The sequence below is a fragment of the Alistipes communis genome (genome assembly GCF_006542665.1).
In the GTDB taxonomy this organism is placed as follows: Bacteria; Bacteroidota; Bacteroidia; order Bacteroidales; family Rikenellaceae; genus Alistipes; species Alistipes communis.
In genome coordinates this window covers 220,843-238,030 of the sequence record NZ_AP019735.1, presented here as the reverse complement: position 1 = coordinate 238,030, position 17,188 = coordinate 220,843, and the positions used below count along the sequence as shown (strand labels likewise).

At 58.8% G+C, this 17,188-nt stretch carries 16 protein-coding genes; 5 read left to right on the top strand and 11 right to left on the bottom strand.

Annotation, left to right across the window (positions count from 1 at the left end):
- Positions 1–6: 6 nt before the first annotated feature.
- Both FMF02_RS01025 and FMF02_RS01020 read left to right on the top strand, forming a co-directional pair.
- Entirely contained in the window at positions 7–717 is a 711-nt protein-coding gene (locus FMF02_RS01025; RefSeq protein WP_141411905.1) for an MBL fold metallo-hydrolase, read from the top strand.
- Between the two features lie 484 nt (positions 718–1,201).
- Complete coding sequence (locus FMF02_RS01020) at positions 1,202–2,983, top strand: BACON domain-containing protein (protein ID WP_141411904.1); 1,782 nt, start codon at positions 1,202–1,204, stop codon at positions 2,981–2,983.
- Positions 2,984–3,088: 105 nt separating this feature from the next.
- Here FMF02_RS01020 and FMF02_RS01015 read toward each other — a convergent pair whose 3' ends face one another.
- The 6 genes from FMF02_RS01015 to FMF02_RS00990 all read right to left on the bottom strand — a co-directional run bounded on the left by FMF02_RS01015 (position 3,089) and on the right by FMF02_RS00990 (position 8,143).
- Positions 3,089–3,556 (bottom strand): heavy-metal-associated domain-containing protein, encoded by a 468-nt coding sequence (locus tag FMF02_RS01015; RefSeq protein ID WP_019131052.1) that lies wholly within the window; start codon positions 3,554–3,556, stop codon positions 3,089–3,091.
- 155 nt (positions 3,557–3,711) lie between these two features.
- Complete coding sequence (locus FMF02_RS01010; RefSeq protein ID WP_141411903.1) at positions 3,712–6,057, bottom strand: TonB-dependent receptor; 2,346 nt, start codon at positions 6,055–6,057, stop codon at positions 3,712–3,714.
- Between the two features lie 68 nt (positions 6,058–6,125).
- Positions 6,126–6,524, bottom strand: coding sequence for a hypothetical protein (locus FMF02_RS01005; RefSeq protein ID WP_141411902.1), 399 nt, complete (start codon positions 6,522–6,524; stop codon positions 6,126–6,128).
- A 30-nt stretch (positions 6,525–6,554) separates the two neighbouring features.
- Positions 6,555–6,818, bottom strand: coding sequence for a PqqD family protein (locus FMF02_RS01000; protein ID WP_019131049.1), 264 nt, complete (start codon positions 6,816–6,818; stop codon positions 6,555–6,557).
- Positions 6,819–7,011: 193 nt separating this feature from the next.
- Entirely contained in the window at positions 7,012–7,446 is a 435-nt protein-coding gene (locus FMF02_RS00995) for a Fur family transcriptional regulator (protein WP_019131048.1), read from the bottom strand.
- A 13-nt stretch (positions 7,447–7,459) separates the two neighbouring features.
- Positions 7,460–8,143, bottom strand: coding sequence for a DNA alkylation repair protein (locus FMF02_RS00990; RefSeq protein WP_141411901.1), 684 nt, complete (start codon positions 8,141–8,143; stop codon positions 7,460–7,462).
- Positions 8,144–8,339: 196 nt separating this feature from the next.
- Here FMF02_RS00990 and FMF02_RS00985 point away from each other — a divergent pair, with 196 nt between their 5' ends.
- Positions 8,340–10,868 (top strand): hypothetical protein, encoded by a 2,529-nt coding sequence (locus tag FMF02_RS00985; protein ID WP_141411900.1) that lies wholly within the window; start codon positions 8,340–8,342, stop codon positions 10,866–10,868.
- 304 nt (positions 10,869–11,172) lie between these two features.
- Here the strand turns inward: FMF02_RS00985 and rplT are convergent, their stop codons facing one another.
- A complete protein-coding gene (gene rplT, locus FMF02_RS00980) occupies positions 11,173–11,517 on the bottom strand; it encodes a 50S ribosomal protein L20 (RefSeq protein WP_026075012.1) in 345 nt (114 codons plus the stop codon).
- Positions 11,518–11,616: 99 nt separating this feature from the next.
- Entirely contained in the window at positions 11,617–11,811 is a 195-nt protein-coding gene (gene rpmI / locus FMF02_RS00975) for a 50S ribosomal protein L35 (protein ID WP_026075011.1), read from the bottom strand.
- A gap of 476 nt (positions 11,812–12,287) precedes the next feature.
- On the opposite strand from rpmI, the gene FMF02_RS00970 reads away from it, so the two are divergent.
- Together FMF02_RS00970 and FMF02_RS00965 are read left to right on the top strand one after the other, a co-directional pair.
- A complete protein-coding gene (locus FMF02_RS00970; protein ID WP_162502252.1) occupies positions 12,288–12,968 on the top strand; it encodes a DUF5041 domain-containing protein in 681 nt (226 codons plus the stop codon).
- A gap of 41 nt (positions 12,969–13,009) precedes the next feature.
- Positions 13,010–13,675, top strand: a complete 666-nt coding sequence (locus tag FMF02_RS00965) for an MgtC/SapB family protein (protein ID WP_019131042.1) — start codon at positions 13,010–13,012, stop codon at positions 13,673–13,675.
- 131 nt (positions 13,676–13,806) lie between these two features.
- On the opposite strand, the gene FMF02_RS00960 is transcribed toward FMF02_RS00965, so the two are convergent.
- The 3 genes from FMF02_RS00960 to yihA all read right to left on the bottom strand — a co-directional run bounded on the left by FMF02_RS00960 (position 13,807) and on the right by yihA (position 17,070).
- Entirely contained in the window at positions 13,807–15,180 is a 1,374-nt protein-coding gene (locus tag FMF02_RS00960) for an Ig-like domain-containing protein (protein WP_141411898.1), read from the bottom strand.
- A gap of 278 nt (positions 15,181–15,458) precedes the next feature.
- On the bottom strand, positions 15,459–16,400 hold the full coding sequence (locus FMF02_RS00955) for a ribose-phosphate diphosphokinase (RefSeq protein ID WP_019130995.1): 942 nt from the start codon (positions 16,398–16,400) through the stop codon (positions 15,459–15,461).
- A gap of 73 nt (positions 16,401–16,473) precedes the next feature.
- Complete coding sequence (yihA, locus tag FMF02_RS00950) at positions 16,474–17,070, bottom strand: ribosome biogenesis GTP-binding protein YihA/YsxC (protein WP_026075009.1); 597 nt, start codon at positions 17,068–17,070, stop codon at positions 16,474–16,476.
- Between the last annotated feature and the right edge of the window lie 118 nt (positions 17,071–17,188).

The window sequence follows — 17,188 nt, the reverse complement described above, 5'->3', positions numbered from 1 at the left end:
AAGATTATGATCTCGTTGTTCAAGAAGAAGGAGGCGCCGGTCTATCCGGCCGATACGGCGACGTCCCGCGACGGGCGGCCGATCGTCTTCACATTTTTCAAACATGCTTCGCTGGCCGTCGATTTCGACGGGCGGCGCATCTATGTCGATCCGGTCGGCGAGTATGCCGATTACGCGCATCTGCCGAAAGCCGATGCAGTGCTCGTCACCCATTCGCATTACGACCATCTCGACCGTGCGGCCGTCGAGCTGTTGATGACGCCCGCGACGGCGGTTGTCTGCGACAAGACCTCGGCCGAAGCGTTCGATTTCGACTGCTACACGATGGTGCCGGGCGCTATGGCCGAACCTCTCGACGGAATCCGCGTCGAGGCGGTGGCGGCTTATAATACCACCGAAGGGCACCTGCAATTCCATCCCAGGGAGCGGGAGGATTGCGGCTACGTGCTGACGCTGGGCGGTACGCGCGTCTACATCGCCGGCGACAGCGAGCCGACGCCCGAAATGCGTTCGCTCGAAGGGATAGACATCGCGTTCCTGCCCGTCAACCAGCCCTATACGATGACCGTCGATCAGGCGGCCGAGGCGGTGCGGGCGCTACGTCCCGCGATCTTCTATCCCTATCACTACGGGGAGGTCGAGCAGATCACCGATCTCGACCGGCTGGCGCGCGAGGTGGCGGGGCTGACCGAGATGCGGGTTCGCCCGATGGAGTGATGCGATTGCGGTCGGAACGCAGGGGCGGCAGTGCGACACTGCCGCTCTTTTCGTTGTTGTCGGCGATGCGGGCGGGTGGCGTCGGAAGGGAGAGGGTGGATGCACTTGTCCGGAAGGGAGGGGTTGTCGATAATTTTTCATAACTGTCAATCACGAAGGATCGGAGCGATCGGAGGATACGGTCGGATAGGAAAATGCCACCGTCGGGCGACGGAATGTAAGCGGAAAAAGGATTCTCTCCGATAATTCGGATGAAAATAATCGGGTCCATTTAGACGAAAAATCGTATTTTTAATAAATAAATGTTATTTTTGAACATCGGAGTTCCGATTCTTTAAAATAACCCTTAATCTCTATGCTCTTATGAAAAATCTGATGAAACGCTTGGCTGCGACGGCCTTCTGCCTTGCACTGCTGCCCCTGACGGGTTGCGGCGACGACAACACGGACGATCCGTTAATTTCCCCCCCCCTCTGACGCTCCGGTGATCGAGGCGGCGACGCCGGCTGCCGTACCGGCGGAAGGCGGCGCGATCTCGATCGATTACGAAGTGAAGAACCCCGTCGAGGGAAAACGCCTCTCGGCTCAGAGCGACGACGCATGGGTGAAGGAGTTGACCGTCGGCGACGAAGCCGTGACGGCACGCCTCGAAAAGAATCTCCTTGCCGATCCCCGCACGGCCACGGTGACGCTTCGTTATGACGGCGCCGAAGCCGTGAAGGTCTCGGTCGTGCAGGAGGGTTATCTTCCCTTCCTGATTCAAGTCGCCGATATTACGATGAGCGATGCGCGGATGACGGTCTATCCCGAAGAGGAGGGGATGTATATCGCCGCGGTGGATTTCGCCGAAGGGTTCGATGCGCAGAAGATCGCAGCGGAGAACAAGGCGATCTTCGCCGAACATGCCGCCGCCGAACAGAAGACGCTCGCCGAGTTCATCGCGGGGTATGCCTATAAGGGCGAACAAACGTTCCATCCTTCGCGCCTTTCGCCGAATACTGATTACGTGGTCTATGTCTATGGAATCGATTCCGAAGGAGAGGCCACGACCGACGTGATCGTGGAACCGTTCAAGTCGCTGCCCGTCGAGCCGGGGCCCATGGTCGATTGCAAGATCGACATCGTTGCCGAGAATCTTACCTCGACGTCGGTCAAGGTCGTTTTCAATCCGTCCGATCCGACGGTGCAGTATTTCTATACGATGCTCGATCAGGCCGGATACGAGGATATCAGCAAAGACTGGCCGGGTTACATCTACGAGTATATGGTTTCGCAGCTGACCGACGACGGTCTTCCGTTGTCGACGATCGTGATGCTCTCCTGTTCGGTCGGCCAGCAGGAGGTGCAGAGCAAGACGCTGCAACCGGAAACGACCTATTATGCCTGCGCCGTGGGCGTCAACTCGACTGCCATGATCAACACGGAGGTGGCGGTGCAGAAGATCGTCACGCCGCCGGACTCTCCGATTGATTACGGGTTCGATTTCGATTTCGGCGAGGTGACTGCGACCGGCGCTCGGGTGACGGTCTCGCCGCGTGACGTGAGGGCATTCTATTATTGGAACGTAATGACTGAGGAGGAGTACGGTGAAATGAAGGGCGATGAGTCGAAAATCGCAGCCTATTTCGAGCAGAAGATGATCGAACAGCGCAAGGCCCAGATGGGAGACTATGCCGACTGGTATCCGCTTCCGGAGTTCATCGCCTCGCAATGTTCTTCGGGTTTCGATGGTCCGGACAGTTATACCTTCGGTACGCTGACGCCGGAGACGACCTATTACGTGTATGCTTTCTGGGTGGACGAGCAGACCGGCGAGCCGGCTTCGGTTACGGCATTCAGCGAATCACCCTTCAAGACCGAAAAACAGGTGATTTCGGCTGCCGTGGCTAAACCGTCGCTATGGTTGACCGACGGCGACGATTGGGCCGAACTGAACCCGCTTGGCTATGGGCACTTCAAAGGATATGCGATTCTGGGCGCACGCATTGCACCTGCCGAAGGGGCCGTACACTGGTACTCGAACATTTATAAGGCGTCGGACATCGCCTCGACGGACGATCAGCTCTTGGCTTCGTCGCTCATCAACAGCAAATACTACATGGACAAGACATCCTACAATCTCTCCTACGGAGTAGAGTGGGGCGGCGACTACGTGATTGTCAGCGTCGCGGTCGACGCCGCCGGTGCCCGCGGTCCCGTGCAGCGCGTCGCCTTCAAGGCGGAGAAGAGCGCCGCCGAACCGCTCGAATCCATTCCGGGCGAATGATTCGGCCGCAAGAAAGAAAAAAACCGACAGCATTTTGCTGTCGGTTTTTTCTTTGCCGTCGGGAGGAACGGTCGAACGTTCCTCCCGTTCGGATTCGTCGCCGGACTACTTCTTCGCCGCGGGGCAGTCCGCGCACTTCTTGTCGCAAGCGGCTTTTTTGTCGCAAGCGGCGGCGCAGCATTTCTTGTCGCAGTCGCCCTTCTTGCAGCAGTTCTCCTTGCAGGCGGCTTTTTGGCAGCAATTTTCCTTGCAGGCGGTCCCTTGGCAGCACTTCGCGTCGCAGGCCTCGGCCTTCACGCGGATTTTGGCGAAGCCCTTGACGAGACCTTCGGCGTCGTTCTTCGATGCGTCGTAGACGACGGTCACCTCCTTGCTGGGAACGTCGACCTTGACATCCTTCACTCCCTTCTCGAAGGGAATGTTGTCCATGATGCGCTTGGCGCAGTGTTCGCAATCGATGTCGGTCTTGAATACCGTCGTTACGGTCGATGCCTTTTTCGCATCCTTCGCTGCGGCCGAGCCGGTGCCCAGCCCCAATGCTGCCATGAGGCAGACGAACAAAATCTTTTTCATACTCGTTTCGTGTTGGTTTTAACTGTTAATATTAAATTAGGTTCCACCGCAGGCCGGTATAGAACGTCGTTTCAGACCTTTTTGAAGCCTCCCTTTTCAAAGGGAGGTTTGGAGGGATTGTCTGCACGGTTCTATATCGGCACTGTAAAACACTCTCAATACAAGTTCCACCGCAGGCCGATATAGAACTTGCGTCCCATCAGCGGGCCCCACACCACCGATGAGTTGAAGGCGGTGGAGAAGGGATGATCGGCAGCGAGGATCGGGTGCTCCTGCTTGTAGTTGCCGATGTTCTCGCAGCCGAGGTAGAGGTCGAGTTTCTTGATCTTGCGGCTCACCTGCGCGAAGAAGACCGGGTACTTGGGCGAGAGCTCCGTCACGGTCGGGTCGCCCGTCTGCGAAGGCAGGCGCATGGGGCCGTTGAGCTGAGCCGTGGCGTCGAACGTCCAGCGGCGGAACCGCGTGGCGTACTGGATATTCAGCAGCGCCTTGTAACGGCTCACCAGCGGCCGTTCGACCTGCACGCGCCCGCCGTCGGGACGGTCGAGCGTCATCGACGAGTCGGTGTAGCGGTAGGTCGCGAAGATGTCGAGCCGCTCGACGGGCGTCCAGTTGAAGTCGACCTGATAGGTATCGGTGTAGGAGCGGCCATCGGTGTTGTAGAACATCACCTCGGTGGCGCTGTACTCCTGATCGGCCACGACCTGGTTGTAGAACTGCGTGCGGAAGTAGTCGAAACTCAGCGTGGCGTCCTCGGGCTTGACCAGTCCGAACGTCTGCGTGAGGCTTCCGCCCACGGTCAGCGCCTTCTCCATGCGGTTGAAATCGCGGTAGAGCGTGTGGAAATCGTAATCGCCGTTCCATGCGTAGCCGTCGAAGGCGAAACGGCGGCCGGTGGCCAGGACGCCGATGTTGTCCGTCACCAGATTGGTCGAGCGGTAGCCCAGACCCGCCGAGGCGCGCAGCGTCAACAGACGCGTGATGTTCCATTTGATGTGGCCGCGCGGCGTGAAGTAGTATTTGTCGTAGAACGAGTTGTAGTCGCCGCGTGCGCCTGCTACGAGCGAGAACTTGTCGCGGATCGAGTAGGTGTATTCGGCGTAGAGGCCCGCTTCGTTCTCGCTGTGGTCCATATCGTAGCTGCGCCCTTCGATCCGGCCGTTGTCGACGAAATCGTTGACGAGCCGTTCGTTGAACGATTGCAGGTGGGCCGAGACGCCCATGATGAGCGACGAGCGGTAGGTGAAGTAATGGCTGTACATCGCATTGAGCGACACCGAGTTTTCGTTGCCGGTGTAGTCGTTCAATCCGAAGTAGGAGCTCTCGTTGAAGTGGTCGAAATCGGCCACGAAGGCGATGTTGGAACGCATCTCGTCCTGCTCGTCCTTGTCGTAGACGGAGGCACCGACGGGCATGCCCAGTTTGATGTAGCCGTTGAAACCTCGGTTGCGGATCTGCGAACCGTAGAACGAGCCGCCGTCCAGCGCGCTCTGGCGCATCTGGTCGCGCATCGAATTTTCGTAGCCCATGCGGCCGCCGAGACGGTTCTCGGCCGTGACCTTGAAGCCCCAGCGCAGTTGCAGTCCGTTGTCGGCGGCGTAGAGCCAGCGGTTGGCCACGTGCATCGCACGCGCCTCGGGCAGGTCGCGGAAGCCGTCGTGGTTGTGGTCGTAGGATTTGGTGTCCATCGAACCGTGTGCCAGCACGATCGTCGTGAGCTTCTTGTCGCGCGTCACGGGCAGTGCCGTCGAGAGGTTCAGCTCGGGTTTGAGCTCGTCGTCGAAATAGAGGTTCACGAAGAGCCGTTCGTCGTCGGTGGGCTTGCGGTGTTCGAGATTGATCTGGCCGGTGATCGCTTCGTGGCCCGCCGTGACCGACGAGACGCCCTTCGACACCTGAATCGAATTGAGCCACATGCCCGGCGTGTAGCTCAGTCCGTAGGGGGCCGACAGCCCGCGCATGATGGGGCGGTTCTCGTCGAGAATCTGCGTATAGGTGCCGGCCAATCCGAGCATCTTGATCTGCCGTGCGCCCGAGATGGCGTCGCTGTAACCGACCGTTACCGAGGCCGAGTTTTCGAACGACTCGGCCAGATTGCAGCAGGCCATTTTGCAGAGGCCTGCGAACGAAATGGTTTCGCCTTTGAGGATGCCGTCGCGCTTGACGTAGTTGCCGCCCAGCGTGCTCTCGACCACGACGCCCTCGATGTCGACGCCTTCGGAGCGGAGCCGGAAGTTCTGTTCGGCCACTCCGTCGGCGATGCGGATCGTGTCGTTGACGTAGCCCAGATAGGAGGCCACGAGCCGGTCGTAGTTCTTGACGCGGTGGACGGTGTAGGCGCCCGTAGCCGAGGTGCTGGCGCCGATCGTGGTCTCGGCCCAGTAGACCGATGCGCCGACGAGCGGGTTGTTGTCGGCGTCGGTGACGACGCCGCGCAATTCCTGGGCCGCGACGTTCGACGCGAGGCCCAGCAGGGGGAGAAATAAGAGTGATTTTTTCATCTGTGATTCCTGTTGTTAGACATAAAACATGCTCCCGACCGTCCGTACAGGGTCGGCAGCGAGGGGTTTTATGCCATAACAGGAGGTGCCCGCAATCCTTTGTGCAGGATGAACGGGGCCACGTCGAGCGGAATTTTCCGCCGTGTGCGATAGGCCGGATGCGCCGGCAGCGAAGCCGCGTCGGGTACGCTCTGCGACCGGAACGGCGGCAGAACGGCCACGGGCGCATGGTGTTGGCGGTGCGAGGCGTCGCCGTTCGAGCAGACATAGAGCTGCCGGTCGGCTTCGTTGTGGTCGCGCAGGCAGTTGCAGCGCACCGAGGCGCTGTGGTGGGCCAGGCAGACGTCGCATTCGTGGCGACAGACGTGTTCCACACCGTGGAAATCGCGCAGATGATTCCAGATCATCCATGCGTCCGTACTCACCGAGCCGATCTGGCCCAGCAGCAGGACGAGGAGAAAGAACATCCGGCGGAGTTTCATATCGTGCGCTTTACGTTAAATCAGTTTGCAGTCGCGGAGTTTTTCGACCCACGCCGCGGCGTCGCGTGCGGCGGTCGCGTCGTCGACCTCGTACCGTTCGGTGAGCAGGCGTGCCGCATCGTCGACGGAGAATTCCTTGCCCGCGAGGGCGTTCCACAGGTAGAGCGCGCTCTCGTTGAGCGAAATGATCTTGGTCATGTCGACTCCCAGACGGCCCTGCATGATGACGACGTGCTCGCCGGCCATCTCCCGAACCTTGTATTCTTCGCGAATTTTCATCGTTCGATTCTCTCTTAACGCAGCAAAGGTACGAAAAATTTTCCAGCCGTCATCGATTTTTCCGAATACCGCTCCTTTTTGTCGAGTCCGTCGGTGCGGAAGGGGCGGGGAGACGATGTCGGTTTCCGGAGGCAAATATAGCGGGAAATTCTTGCAACCGGGTTGCAAAGCGGGCGGCTGCCGACGGACGGGGTCATACATGCCGTTTCGCGCGGCAGTCGGGGCACAGACCTTTGAGCAGGTAGTCGATCTGCCGTACCTCGAAGCCGGCGGGATAGCGTACGGCGGGGATATGCGTGTAGTCCAGACAGAAGGTTTTGCGGCAGGCCTCGCAGTGGAAATGGCAGTGCAGTTCGTCGATGCCGCAGGGGCGGTCGTTGCGGCAGATGCAGTATTTCGTCGAGCCGCTGCCGTCTTCGATCTCGTGCAGCAGGTGCCGTGCGGCGAAGAGCGACAGCGTGCGGAAGACGGTGGATTTGTCCACGCTCTCCAATGCGTCTTCCAGTTCGCTCATACTGAATGTGTCGTGAAAACGGAGAGCCGTTTTGTAGATGAGCAGACGGACGGCCGTGGGGCGGATGCCGTGGCGCGTCAGCGTCTCCGTGTAGTCGGGTCGGTTGGTTTCCATAGGGCAGGGAAGGTCAGTATTTGAGACGTTGCAGGATCGTTTTGCGGGCGTCGTCGATGCGGAGACTTTCGCGGCCCTTCTGCAACGCCTTGTTGTGCACCCGGCGGTCGAGCCGCCGTTGGGTGAAGTAGGGCAGCGTTTGCTCGAAATGCTTGACGAGCGCCACGCTGAAAGCCCATGCCACGGCCATGTCGACGTAATACTCTCCGCCCGGCAGGGCGGTCAGCCGGTCGAGGTGGTGCGTGTCGAATTTTTCGTCGAGGTAATGTGCCAGCAGGGCGACGACCCCGAACCGGACGGTATAGGTGCGCCGGCTCGCGAGCCATTCGTAGATGCGGGGCAGGGCCGCCGCAGGGGCGCGGCCGAGCGTCTTCATGCCGCAGGCCGTGATGTCGCAGGTCGCCCAGTTGTCGATGTGGGGCAGGAAGCGTTCGAGGGCGTCGAGTGCCTCGCCGGTCGGGCGGATGTGTCCCAGCAGGATGCCGTGCAGGTTGTTTTCGTCGTAGTAGCGGTGGGGCAGTTGCGTCAGGAATGCGGCCGCTTCGGGGGTTCCGCGCAGCGTGCGTGCGAGTCGGCGCAGCTGCGGAATGCGGCAGCCCAGCATCCGGTCGGGGTCGACGCCCGGCGCGAGGCGGGCCGTAAAGGCTGCGTTGCCGGCGTCGGCCAGTGCGAGAAGGTGTTCGGTGACGGTTTTCATTGATCCGGATTTTGAGTCAAAGGTATGGAAAAAAGAATGATCTTCCGATAGCCATATTTGTGTATTGGACTTTTTCTTCCGATATTTTTGAGGAATTGGTGAAAAATCACTAAATTTACGAAACCCCAAATCGATCGAGTTATGAGAGATTGCTCCCGGATAGCCGTTCTTTCCGTGGCATTGGTTTTTCCGCTGAATGTGTTCGGTCAATTCCGAACTACCCCCCCCCTATACGCATTCTGAGAATTTTTCGTATTCGTCGTCGCTCTATGCGAACCCGTTCATTGAGCAGATCGAGCATTACCCGCAGGAGAAGCTTCATGTATCGACGGACAAGGATTCGTACATCGCGGGAGATACGATCTGGCTTCGCGCTCACTGCGCGGACGCAGCGACGCACCGTCCCGTTGCCGCGAGCCGCTACGTCTACGTGGAGCTTCGCGACGACCGCAGAGCACTGGTGCGGCGCATCAAGCTCCTGTCGCGCGACAGCGTGTACAGCGGCTACCTTCCCACGCAGTCATTGGAACGCTTCGGGGACTACTCGCTTACGGCCTACACGCTCTACATGCGCAATCCGGGGCCGGAGTACTTCTTCAAGAAGCCACTCACGATCTGGCCCTATCAGGAGAGCCGCAGGACGCAGCGCAACACCTCGGTGCGTAAAGTCTCGGACTTCGACGTCTCGTTCTTCCCCGAAGGGGGCTACCTGATCGACGGCTATGACTGCTGCGTGGCCTTCAAGGCACTGGGAGACGACGGCGGGTCGGTCGAGGTCACGGGTGTGTTGAAGAACGACCGCGAGGAGGTGGTCGACACGCTTCGCACGCTTCACGGCGGCATGGGCTGTCTGCGCTTCACGCCCCATACGGGCGAACGCTACTACGCCGAATGCACGATGGAGGGCGGAAAGACCGAACGCTTCGACTTGCCTGCATCGAACAATCTCGCCTGCGTGCTTCGCGTGTTGCATACCGAACGGGACTTTACGGTGATGGTGCAGTCGGGCCGTCCCCTGCCGAAGGGGTTGCGGCTGCTCGTCCATTGCCGCGGCAATCTGTGCTACTTCCGAGAGTGGAACGACGATCTTCCGTCGCTGATCTTCAAGCGCGACAAGCTGCCGGGCGGGGTGCTGCAAATTCTGCTGCTGGACAAGGCGGGCAACGCGCTCTCCGAGCGTCTGGTCTTCAATCGGGGCGAAGAACTTGCGACGACCGACATGCAGGTGCGGGGTTCGTTGAAACAGCGGACGAAGGTCACGCTCGCCGTCTCGGCGACCGATCCCGACGGAGGTCCTGCCGCGGGCGACTTCTCGATCGCGGTGACGGATCGTGCGGCGGTGCCCTCGGCGATGTCGGGCAGCATCTATTCGACGCTGCTGCTCACTTCCGAACTGCGGGGTACGATCGAGACGCCCGACTGGTACTTCGAGGGGCGGGACGCCGCACGGGTCGCGGCGCTCGACGCACTGCTGCTCACGCAGGGATGGCGGCGCTACGACGTGCCGGAGCTGATGAAAAAGGAGTACGTGGAACCGCAGTATCCGTTGGAGGTCGGGCAGGAGATCGCGGGGCGGATCAACAAGGGCGGACTGTGGAACAGGAGGAAGAAGCTCGACCGCTACGAGATGCGGATGATCGTACCCTCGCTGCATTATGTGACGAAATGCGCCGTCGACGACACCGGAGCGTTCGCGCTCAACGGTTTCGACTTCCCCGACAGCACGCTCTACGTGCTGCGGCCCGCGGCGGTGCGGGGGTCGATGCCGGAGGCGACGGTGAAGGTCGCGCGCGATTCGTTTCCCGAGGTGGGGACGCTGCCCCGCGTGCCTGCGCAGGAGCAGAAGAAGCCCTACATTGCCCAGGCACGGTACTACATCGAGCAGCGAGGGCAGACCGATATGCGCAACATCCTCATCGACACGGTGTATGTCACGCATCACAAACGCCTCGAATCCACACGGCCCGAGCATCGGCTGGCCGCACGCACGTGGACGGCCGAGCAGATCAAGGAGGCAGGGGCCGGAACCATCCTCGACTTCATCGCAAGGATGCCGGGAATATTGATGCGAGGAACGAATATTCTTTACCGACGGGAAAAAGTTCAATTTATGCTTGATGGTTTGATTGAGGAGCCGCTTGAATATTCGTTATATCATGGTACGGGAGAGAGATCTCTAAAACGGCTTAAGACTCAAGGAATGAGTGCTCAGGAATTTTATAATCCATTGGATGAATCCCCAAAAGAAGAGTCGAAAAGAAATGTTGATTATCGAGAGGATTATGATGAACTTCCTTCATTCCTCTGGTATCCGTTGAATATTGTCGAACGAATTGATCTGATCGAAAGCAGTAACATGGTATTGTGGGGTGCAACTTCTTGGAGACAAGTTGGAATCATTTCGATTACGACAAAGAAAGGAAAAGATTTGGACGATGCGACCCGCACGCTTCCCGCCCGCGATGTGGAATTCGTCTCTCCTTTGGGCTATCAAACCCCTGCGGAATTCTACGCTCCGGCATACGCAACGGAGAAGGCCCGTCGCTCGATGGTTCCCGATTACCGCACGACGCTTTACTGGAATCCGACCGTCAAGCTCGACGATACGGGACAGGCCATCGTCGAGTTCTACACCTCCGACGCACCGGTCAATTACGACATTACGATCGAGGGCATCACGCAGACGGGGAAAATCGTTCGTACAGTGAAGATCATTACGGAGTGAATGGAATCCCGCTTGCAGGCGGATGAAAATCGAGAATAAGGACAGGAGCGTTTGCAAGCGGTCGGAAAAGCAGGGGCGAAAGTTCGTTACCGGTTGTGTCGGTACGCTTGCCTTCGGTCGGGAAACATTCGGCACACCTTGTCGCTTCGTTCGGATTTCGGGCGGAAAAGATTGAGCGGGGTGTCGGCCAAACGACCAAAACCCCGCTCGATGTCGCGGTTCGGCTGCTCCGGACGAACCGGACTGCAACCCGACCGCACGATCCCGACATCCGGCGGCAGCGCCTGCGGATGCCGCCGACCGGCTATTTAACTGCTTTTACGATTGCCTCGAATGCTTTCGGCTCGTTCATCGCCAGATCGGCCATGACCTTGCGGTTGATGGCGATACCTTTGGCGTTGACTTTGCCGATGAACTCCGAATAGGTCATCCCGTAGGCGCGGACGGCGGCGTTGATACGCGTGATCCACAGCGAACGGAACGTCCGCTTCTTGAGCTGGCGGTGTGCGTAGGCATACTGCAAACCCTTCTCGACCGTGTTTTTGGCGACGGTCCATACATTTCCCCTTGAACCAAAGTTACCCTTGGCAAGCTTCAAAACCTTTTTTCTTCTTGCGCGTGACGCAACAGCGTTGACTGAACGTGGCATACTTAAAAGTTTTTGATAGAGCTGTCAGCGACGTGATTCTCTCACGTTCTTCGGGGCTGATTCGCTCCGTGTTAATAAAAAGTGCGAACTCCGGCCGGATTATTTCACCAGCAGGTTCTTGATCTTGGCCTCGTCGGCCTGCGAAACCGTGCCCGAATAGCAGAGGTTGCGCTTTTGTTTCGTCGTCTTTTTGGTCAGGATGTGACTGTGATAAGCGTGTTTGCGCTTGATCTTACCTGTGCCGGTGAAAGTAAAACGCTTCTTTGCAGCGGCATTAGTTTTCATTTTTGGCATTGTCGTAAAAGTAATTTAGTTAAACATAGCGTGCAAAGATACGAATTATTTCGGAGATTCTTCGCTCGGCGCCGTTTTTTTACGGCACGCCGCCGGTCGGGCCTTTCCGCTGCGATCGCTATCGCGGGGTGCGGGTGCCCGATTTCGCGGGCGATACGTTGTGTCGCCCGGGTCGAAGAGTGCGCCGCGGAGACCCGCTATAAGGGTGTACTTCGCAGTCTTCGGCCCGCAAATACTCCGGCAATCGATCCTCACGTCGGAATTCTTTCAGGTTCTTCTTCCGGATGACGGAACGGAATGTTTGATCCTTCATTTTCAAGAGCGAACCGAAGTTCGCTTTTGCATGCGTCTTTTCGTATTTCGGCATCGCTTCGGATACTCAGCCTCGGCGAACTGCAAATAAGATTTGCTTTTGTCAGCGGCTTTTCTTATCTTGTCCTTCATATCAGACGCCGTCAACCATGAAAGGAAAAACGATGAGGATTGCCGTTGCCGCCTGCCTGTGTTTCGGCACGGTTTCGGCACAGGAGCAGTTGCGCGTGCGCCCGGCCGAGGTGCAGCAGGAGGATGTCGTGGCGGCGCTCGGGGCGTTGGGCGTCGATGTGCTGCGCTTCGATTTCAGCGATTTCACACGTGAGAACTACGATGTGGCCGTCTATCTCGACGAGGCGGACAGCACGGGAACCGAACGGTTGTATACCGTGCGTGCAGGCGGTACGCGGCAGCAGTTGACACGAATGCCCGAAGAGGTGCGAAGGGGGTTCAGGAAGGAGCTCCACCTGCCCGAAACGACGACCGAGTATGTGCGGGGACGTTCGCTGACGCTGATTTTTTCGCAGAAGAACGATTCGACGAAGCTGCTGACGGTGCATATCCCCGGAATGATGCGGTTCAGTCTGCCGCTCGAATTACGCGACAGCGGGGCGGGCGGCGAACCTCGCTATTTTTACAGCTTGCGGCCGTTCAAGCTCTCGGCGGTCGAAGCCGGAAGCGAAGAGATTCCGTTGGCGTTTTACAGTTCGGGCTGGTACGATCCGAAGGCGGGCGTCGTGCGCAGTTGCGGCGTTTCCGAAATCGATCCTGCGTTGACGGACGAACTGGTCGGATTGTCGCCGCACTATTACGTCGTAGGCGTCATATTCGAGAAGAAGGAATAGCGTTCCGGCCGCAGGCCGGAACCATCTTATAGGGTTAGGTTATGACTTGGGTTTTTATCTTTCGGCTGGTGGTGGCCGGTTTGCTGGGTACGGTGGTAGGCATCGAGCGCGAGTGGCGCGTCAAGGAGGCGGGATTCCGCACCCACTTTCTCGTTTCGCTGGGCAGTGCGCTCTTCATGATCGTGTCGCAATGGGGCTTCGAGGAGTTCCTCGCGTATCATGACGGATTGCGGCTCGATCCGAGCCGCGTGGCGGCGCAGGTCGTCAGCGGCATCGGTTTCATCGGGGCCGGCGCGATCATCTTCCACCGCCAGATCGTGCGCGGCCTGACCACGGCGGCGAGTCTGTGGGCCATCGCCGGCGTAGGCATGGCTACGGGGGCGGGGATGTACGGCGTCGCGGCGGCAGCCACGGTGCTGACGCTCGTGGGGTTGGAGGTGCTCAACCTGATCTTCGGCGGGTTGGGGGCGCACCGTACGGCGCTCGTCTTCTCTGCCGTGGAGCGCGAGGCGATTCAGGAGGCGCTGGAACTGTTGCGGACGCGCGGTTACGGCATCGTCTCTTATGAGTTGGAGAGCGAGCGTACCGCGTCGGGGATCATCTATCGGGCCAATTTGTTGTTGCAGGCGCGCAAGAGCCGCAAGGGCGATGCTTTCGTCGAGTTGTTGCAGCAGGACCCGCGCATCCTGGTGGAGCGGATCGCCTGACGGAGAATGCACGGGAACGGTCGGTAGCCGAAACGTGCGTCGATCGGAAAAAGCCGCTCGGGATTCGCATTTCCGAATCCCGAGCGGCTTTATCGGCGGAGAGGCGCCGCCGCCTCTCCGCCGTATGCGGATCAGTAGCGGAAAACGTTGGCCCAGCGTTTGGCTCCGGGGCCGTGCGTGGCGAATCCGATGTAGAGCCGGTCGTGCTTCATCTTGATGCCTTCGGCCTCGATGTATCCGTTGGAGTCGCTGCTGCAAATGCCCGCCTCCACCAGCGCGTTCACGTCGTTGATCGCTCCGACCTGCGTGCGGGGAACGACGATGTTGCCTGATATATCGAGCACCGTGACGAATGCGATCGACTTGGGCTGTTTTCCGGCTGCTTCGCCTTCGTAGAAATAGAGCAGACCGTCCTGTACGTCGAATCCTTGGAAATCGTATTGACTCAGATTGTCTTTGCCCGGTACCGATATCGTGAACGAACCGAGCGGTGCGATCGATGTGAGGTCGTGCGCCTCGATGGTGCGAGTCTCGGTTTTCTGCGGGGAATCGGCATCCTCGCCGCCGTATGTCTGGGTGCGTAGCGTCACCTTGCTCAGGGGTGTCGCCAATGCGTCGCTCAGCCGGTAGAAGATAAAATCGCGGACGCCGGTCGTCGAAGCGGTGATGCAGAGGATGTCGTTGTCCGTGTCGATAGCCGGATGAACGTTCCACTTGTCCTTGATGAAGAAGGTGTCGCCGCCGCACAGATCGAGTTTCCGGTTTTTGTCAGGGGAGTATTTCAGTCGGGAGACGGTGTTGCTCTGGCTGTAAGAACCGTCGGAGAGTTTGTTGCCGTTGCTGCCGATCCAGATGTAACGTTCCGCGCCCTGTTCCTCGACTGCGAAATTGGTGCCGTGACCGAACCAGCGCAGCATCATGTAGTCTTTGGGCGATTCGTTGGGGGCGCCGCGTAAGACGTAGAGCAGTTCGGGGTCGTTGCCGCCTAATTGGAGATACCAGAGCGTGCCGTCGGTCTCGACGTCGAAACTCTGCATGATGGTGTTGCGTTGCAGGTAGACCGACCGGCTGTATACGAGCGCGTCGTCGAAAGGCCGGGATAGTTCGGCAGCCAGCGATTCGCCGGTTCCGTCGTGCACGGTGACGCGCGTCGTGGCGTGGACGCTGTTGTCGGGCATCGCGCAGCGGATCACCGTCGATCCGATGGCGTGTCCCGTGAGGCGTCCCTGTGCGTCGACGCTGGCGACGGAGGGATCGCCGCTGCTCCATTGCAGGTTGTAGGGGTTGGCGGTCGTGTCGTACCATGTATTTTCGGTCGAACCGGGCCGGTATAGGCGGACACGGAGCTGCACCGTTTCGTCGAGTGCCAGCGTTACGTTTTTGCTCTCGAAGAGGAGCGAGCCGATCTCCTCCGTCTCTTCGTTGTCGTCGCAGGCTGCGAAGAACAGCGCCGTTCCTGCGATGCAGAGCGGCAGGATGCTGCGGAAAAGTGTGGTGTGTTTCATTTTTGTGCGCGATTGTAATTTTGTTCGTTTTGTTTCTCGCTGTTTTGCTGACGAACAAAGATAATAAAAAAAGTATTTGTCCTATTACGGGCGGTGTGCCTTTCTTTTGAGCGGAACATCCGCGGATCGTTTTCGTCGGGAGGAATCGCTGTTTCCGGACCGATGGCTGATGCCTCCGGCCGTGCGGCGGCGTTCGTCGGACAGGCAGCCTGCGGAATGAAAAACCGGCACGCCGCACATTGTGCGGCGTGCCGGTTCTGCCGGTCGTGGAGGATCGGCTATTTGAAGAAGATCGAAGAGATCTCCTTGTAGTTGTGTACCCGCTCGACCACGTCGGCGAAGATGTCGGCCACCGACAGGACGGTAAACTTGCGGAGGTCTTCGCCCTCGCGCAGCGGAATGGTGTCGGTGACGATCACTTCTTGAAGTGCACTGTCGTTGATCTTGTCGTAGGCGCTGCCCGACAGCACGGGGTGGGTAATGGCGGCGCGGACGCTCTTGGCCCCCTTCTTCATGAGCATGTCGGCGGCCATGCAGATCGTGCCGGCCGTGTCGATCATGTCGTCGACGATGATGATGTTACGCCCCTCGACGTCGCCGATGGCCGTCATCTTGCCTACGACGTTGGCCTTCGCACGCTCCTTGTGCGAAATGATGATCGGCGTATGAAGGTATTTGGCATAGGTGTTGGCGCGTTTGGCTCCGCCCATGTCGGGCGCAGCGATCGACAGGTCTTCGATATTGAGGCTCTGGATGTAGGGAACGAAGATGCCGCTGGCATAGAGCGCATCGACGGGGACGTCGAAAAATCCCTGAATCTGATCGGCGTGCAGGTCCATCGTCATGATGCGGTCGACACCGGCCGCGACGAGCAGGTTGGCCACCAGCTTGGCACCGATCGGCACGCGGGGACGGTCCTTGCGGTCCTGGCGCGCCCAGCCGAAATAGGGCATCACGGCGATCACCTGATGCGCCGAAGCGCGTTTGGCCGCATCGATCATCATGAGCAACTCCATCAGATTGTCCGTCGGAGGGAACGTCGACTGGATGACGAAGACCGTGCATCCGCGGATCGATTCCAGGAAACAGGGCTGAAACTCGCCGTCGCTGAAATTCAGTACCTCGGACTCTCCGAGTTTCGTGCCGTAGCTGGCTACGATTTTCTCTGCCAGGTAGCGGGAACCGCGGCCGGCAAAGAACTTGATTTTATGAATGGCCATAACAGTTTGAAGGGATTTGACGGTGCAAATATAAGCATCCTGCGAAAAGGCGGCAAACGATTCCCGCTTTTTTTTAAGAATCCTTCAAACATTTGTCGATGAAGGCGAGAATCTCCTCGCGCCCCGTGCGTTTGGCGCTCGAAGCGAAGAAGAGCGGCGGCAGCTCCTCCCACTCGGTCAGCAGTTGCTTTTTATAGCGGGCGGCACTGCTTTCGAGCTGGTTGCGCGAGAGCTTGTCCGTCTTGGTGAAGACGATGCCGAACGGAATGCCGTGTTCGCCCAGCAGCCGGATGAACCGCAGATCGATCGCCTGCGGTTCGAGCCGCGAGTCGACCAGCACGAAGAGGAAGTGCATCTTCTCCGACCGGAACACGTAGTCGGTGATGAGTTTCGAGAATTCGCCCCGTTCGCTCTTCGAGACGCGGGCGTAGCCGTAGCCCGGCAGGTCGACCAGATACCAGCGGTCGTCGATCAGGAAATGGTTGATGAGCCGTGTCTTACCCGGCGTTCCCGATACTTTGGCCAGCGAACCGTGGCCGGTGAGCAGGTTGATGAGCGACGACTTGCCGACGTTGCTCCGCCCGATGAAGGCGATGTCGGGCAATGTGTCGCGCGGAATCTGCGACAATTGCTGCGAGCTGCATTTGAAGGTGGCGCGTTTGATCTCCATGCGGACAAAGATAGTGCAAGCCGAGTGCAAAAGCAAACTTGTTTGCATTTTGCCGAGGCGCCGCCTATCTAAGCGGAAGCTCGTCTTCCGCAAAGTGTGCAAGCCGAGTGCAGAACCA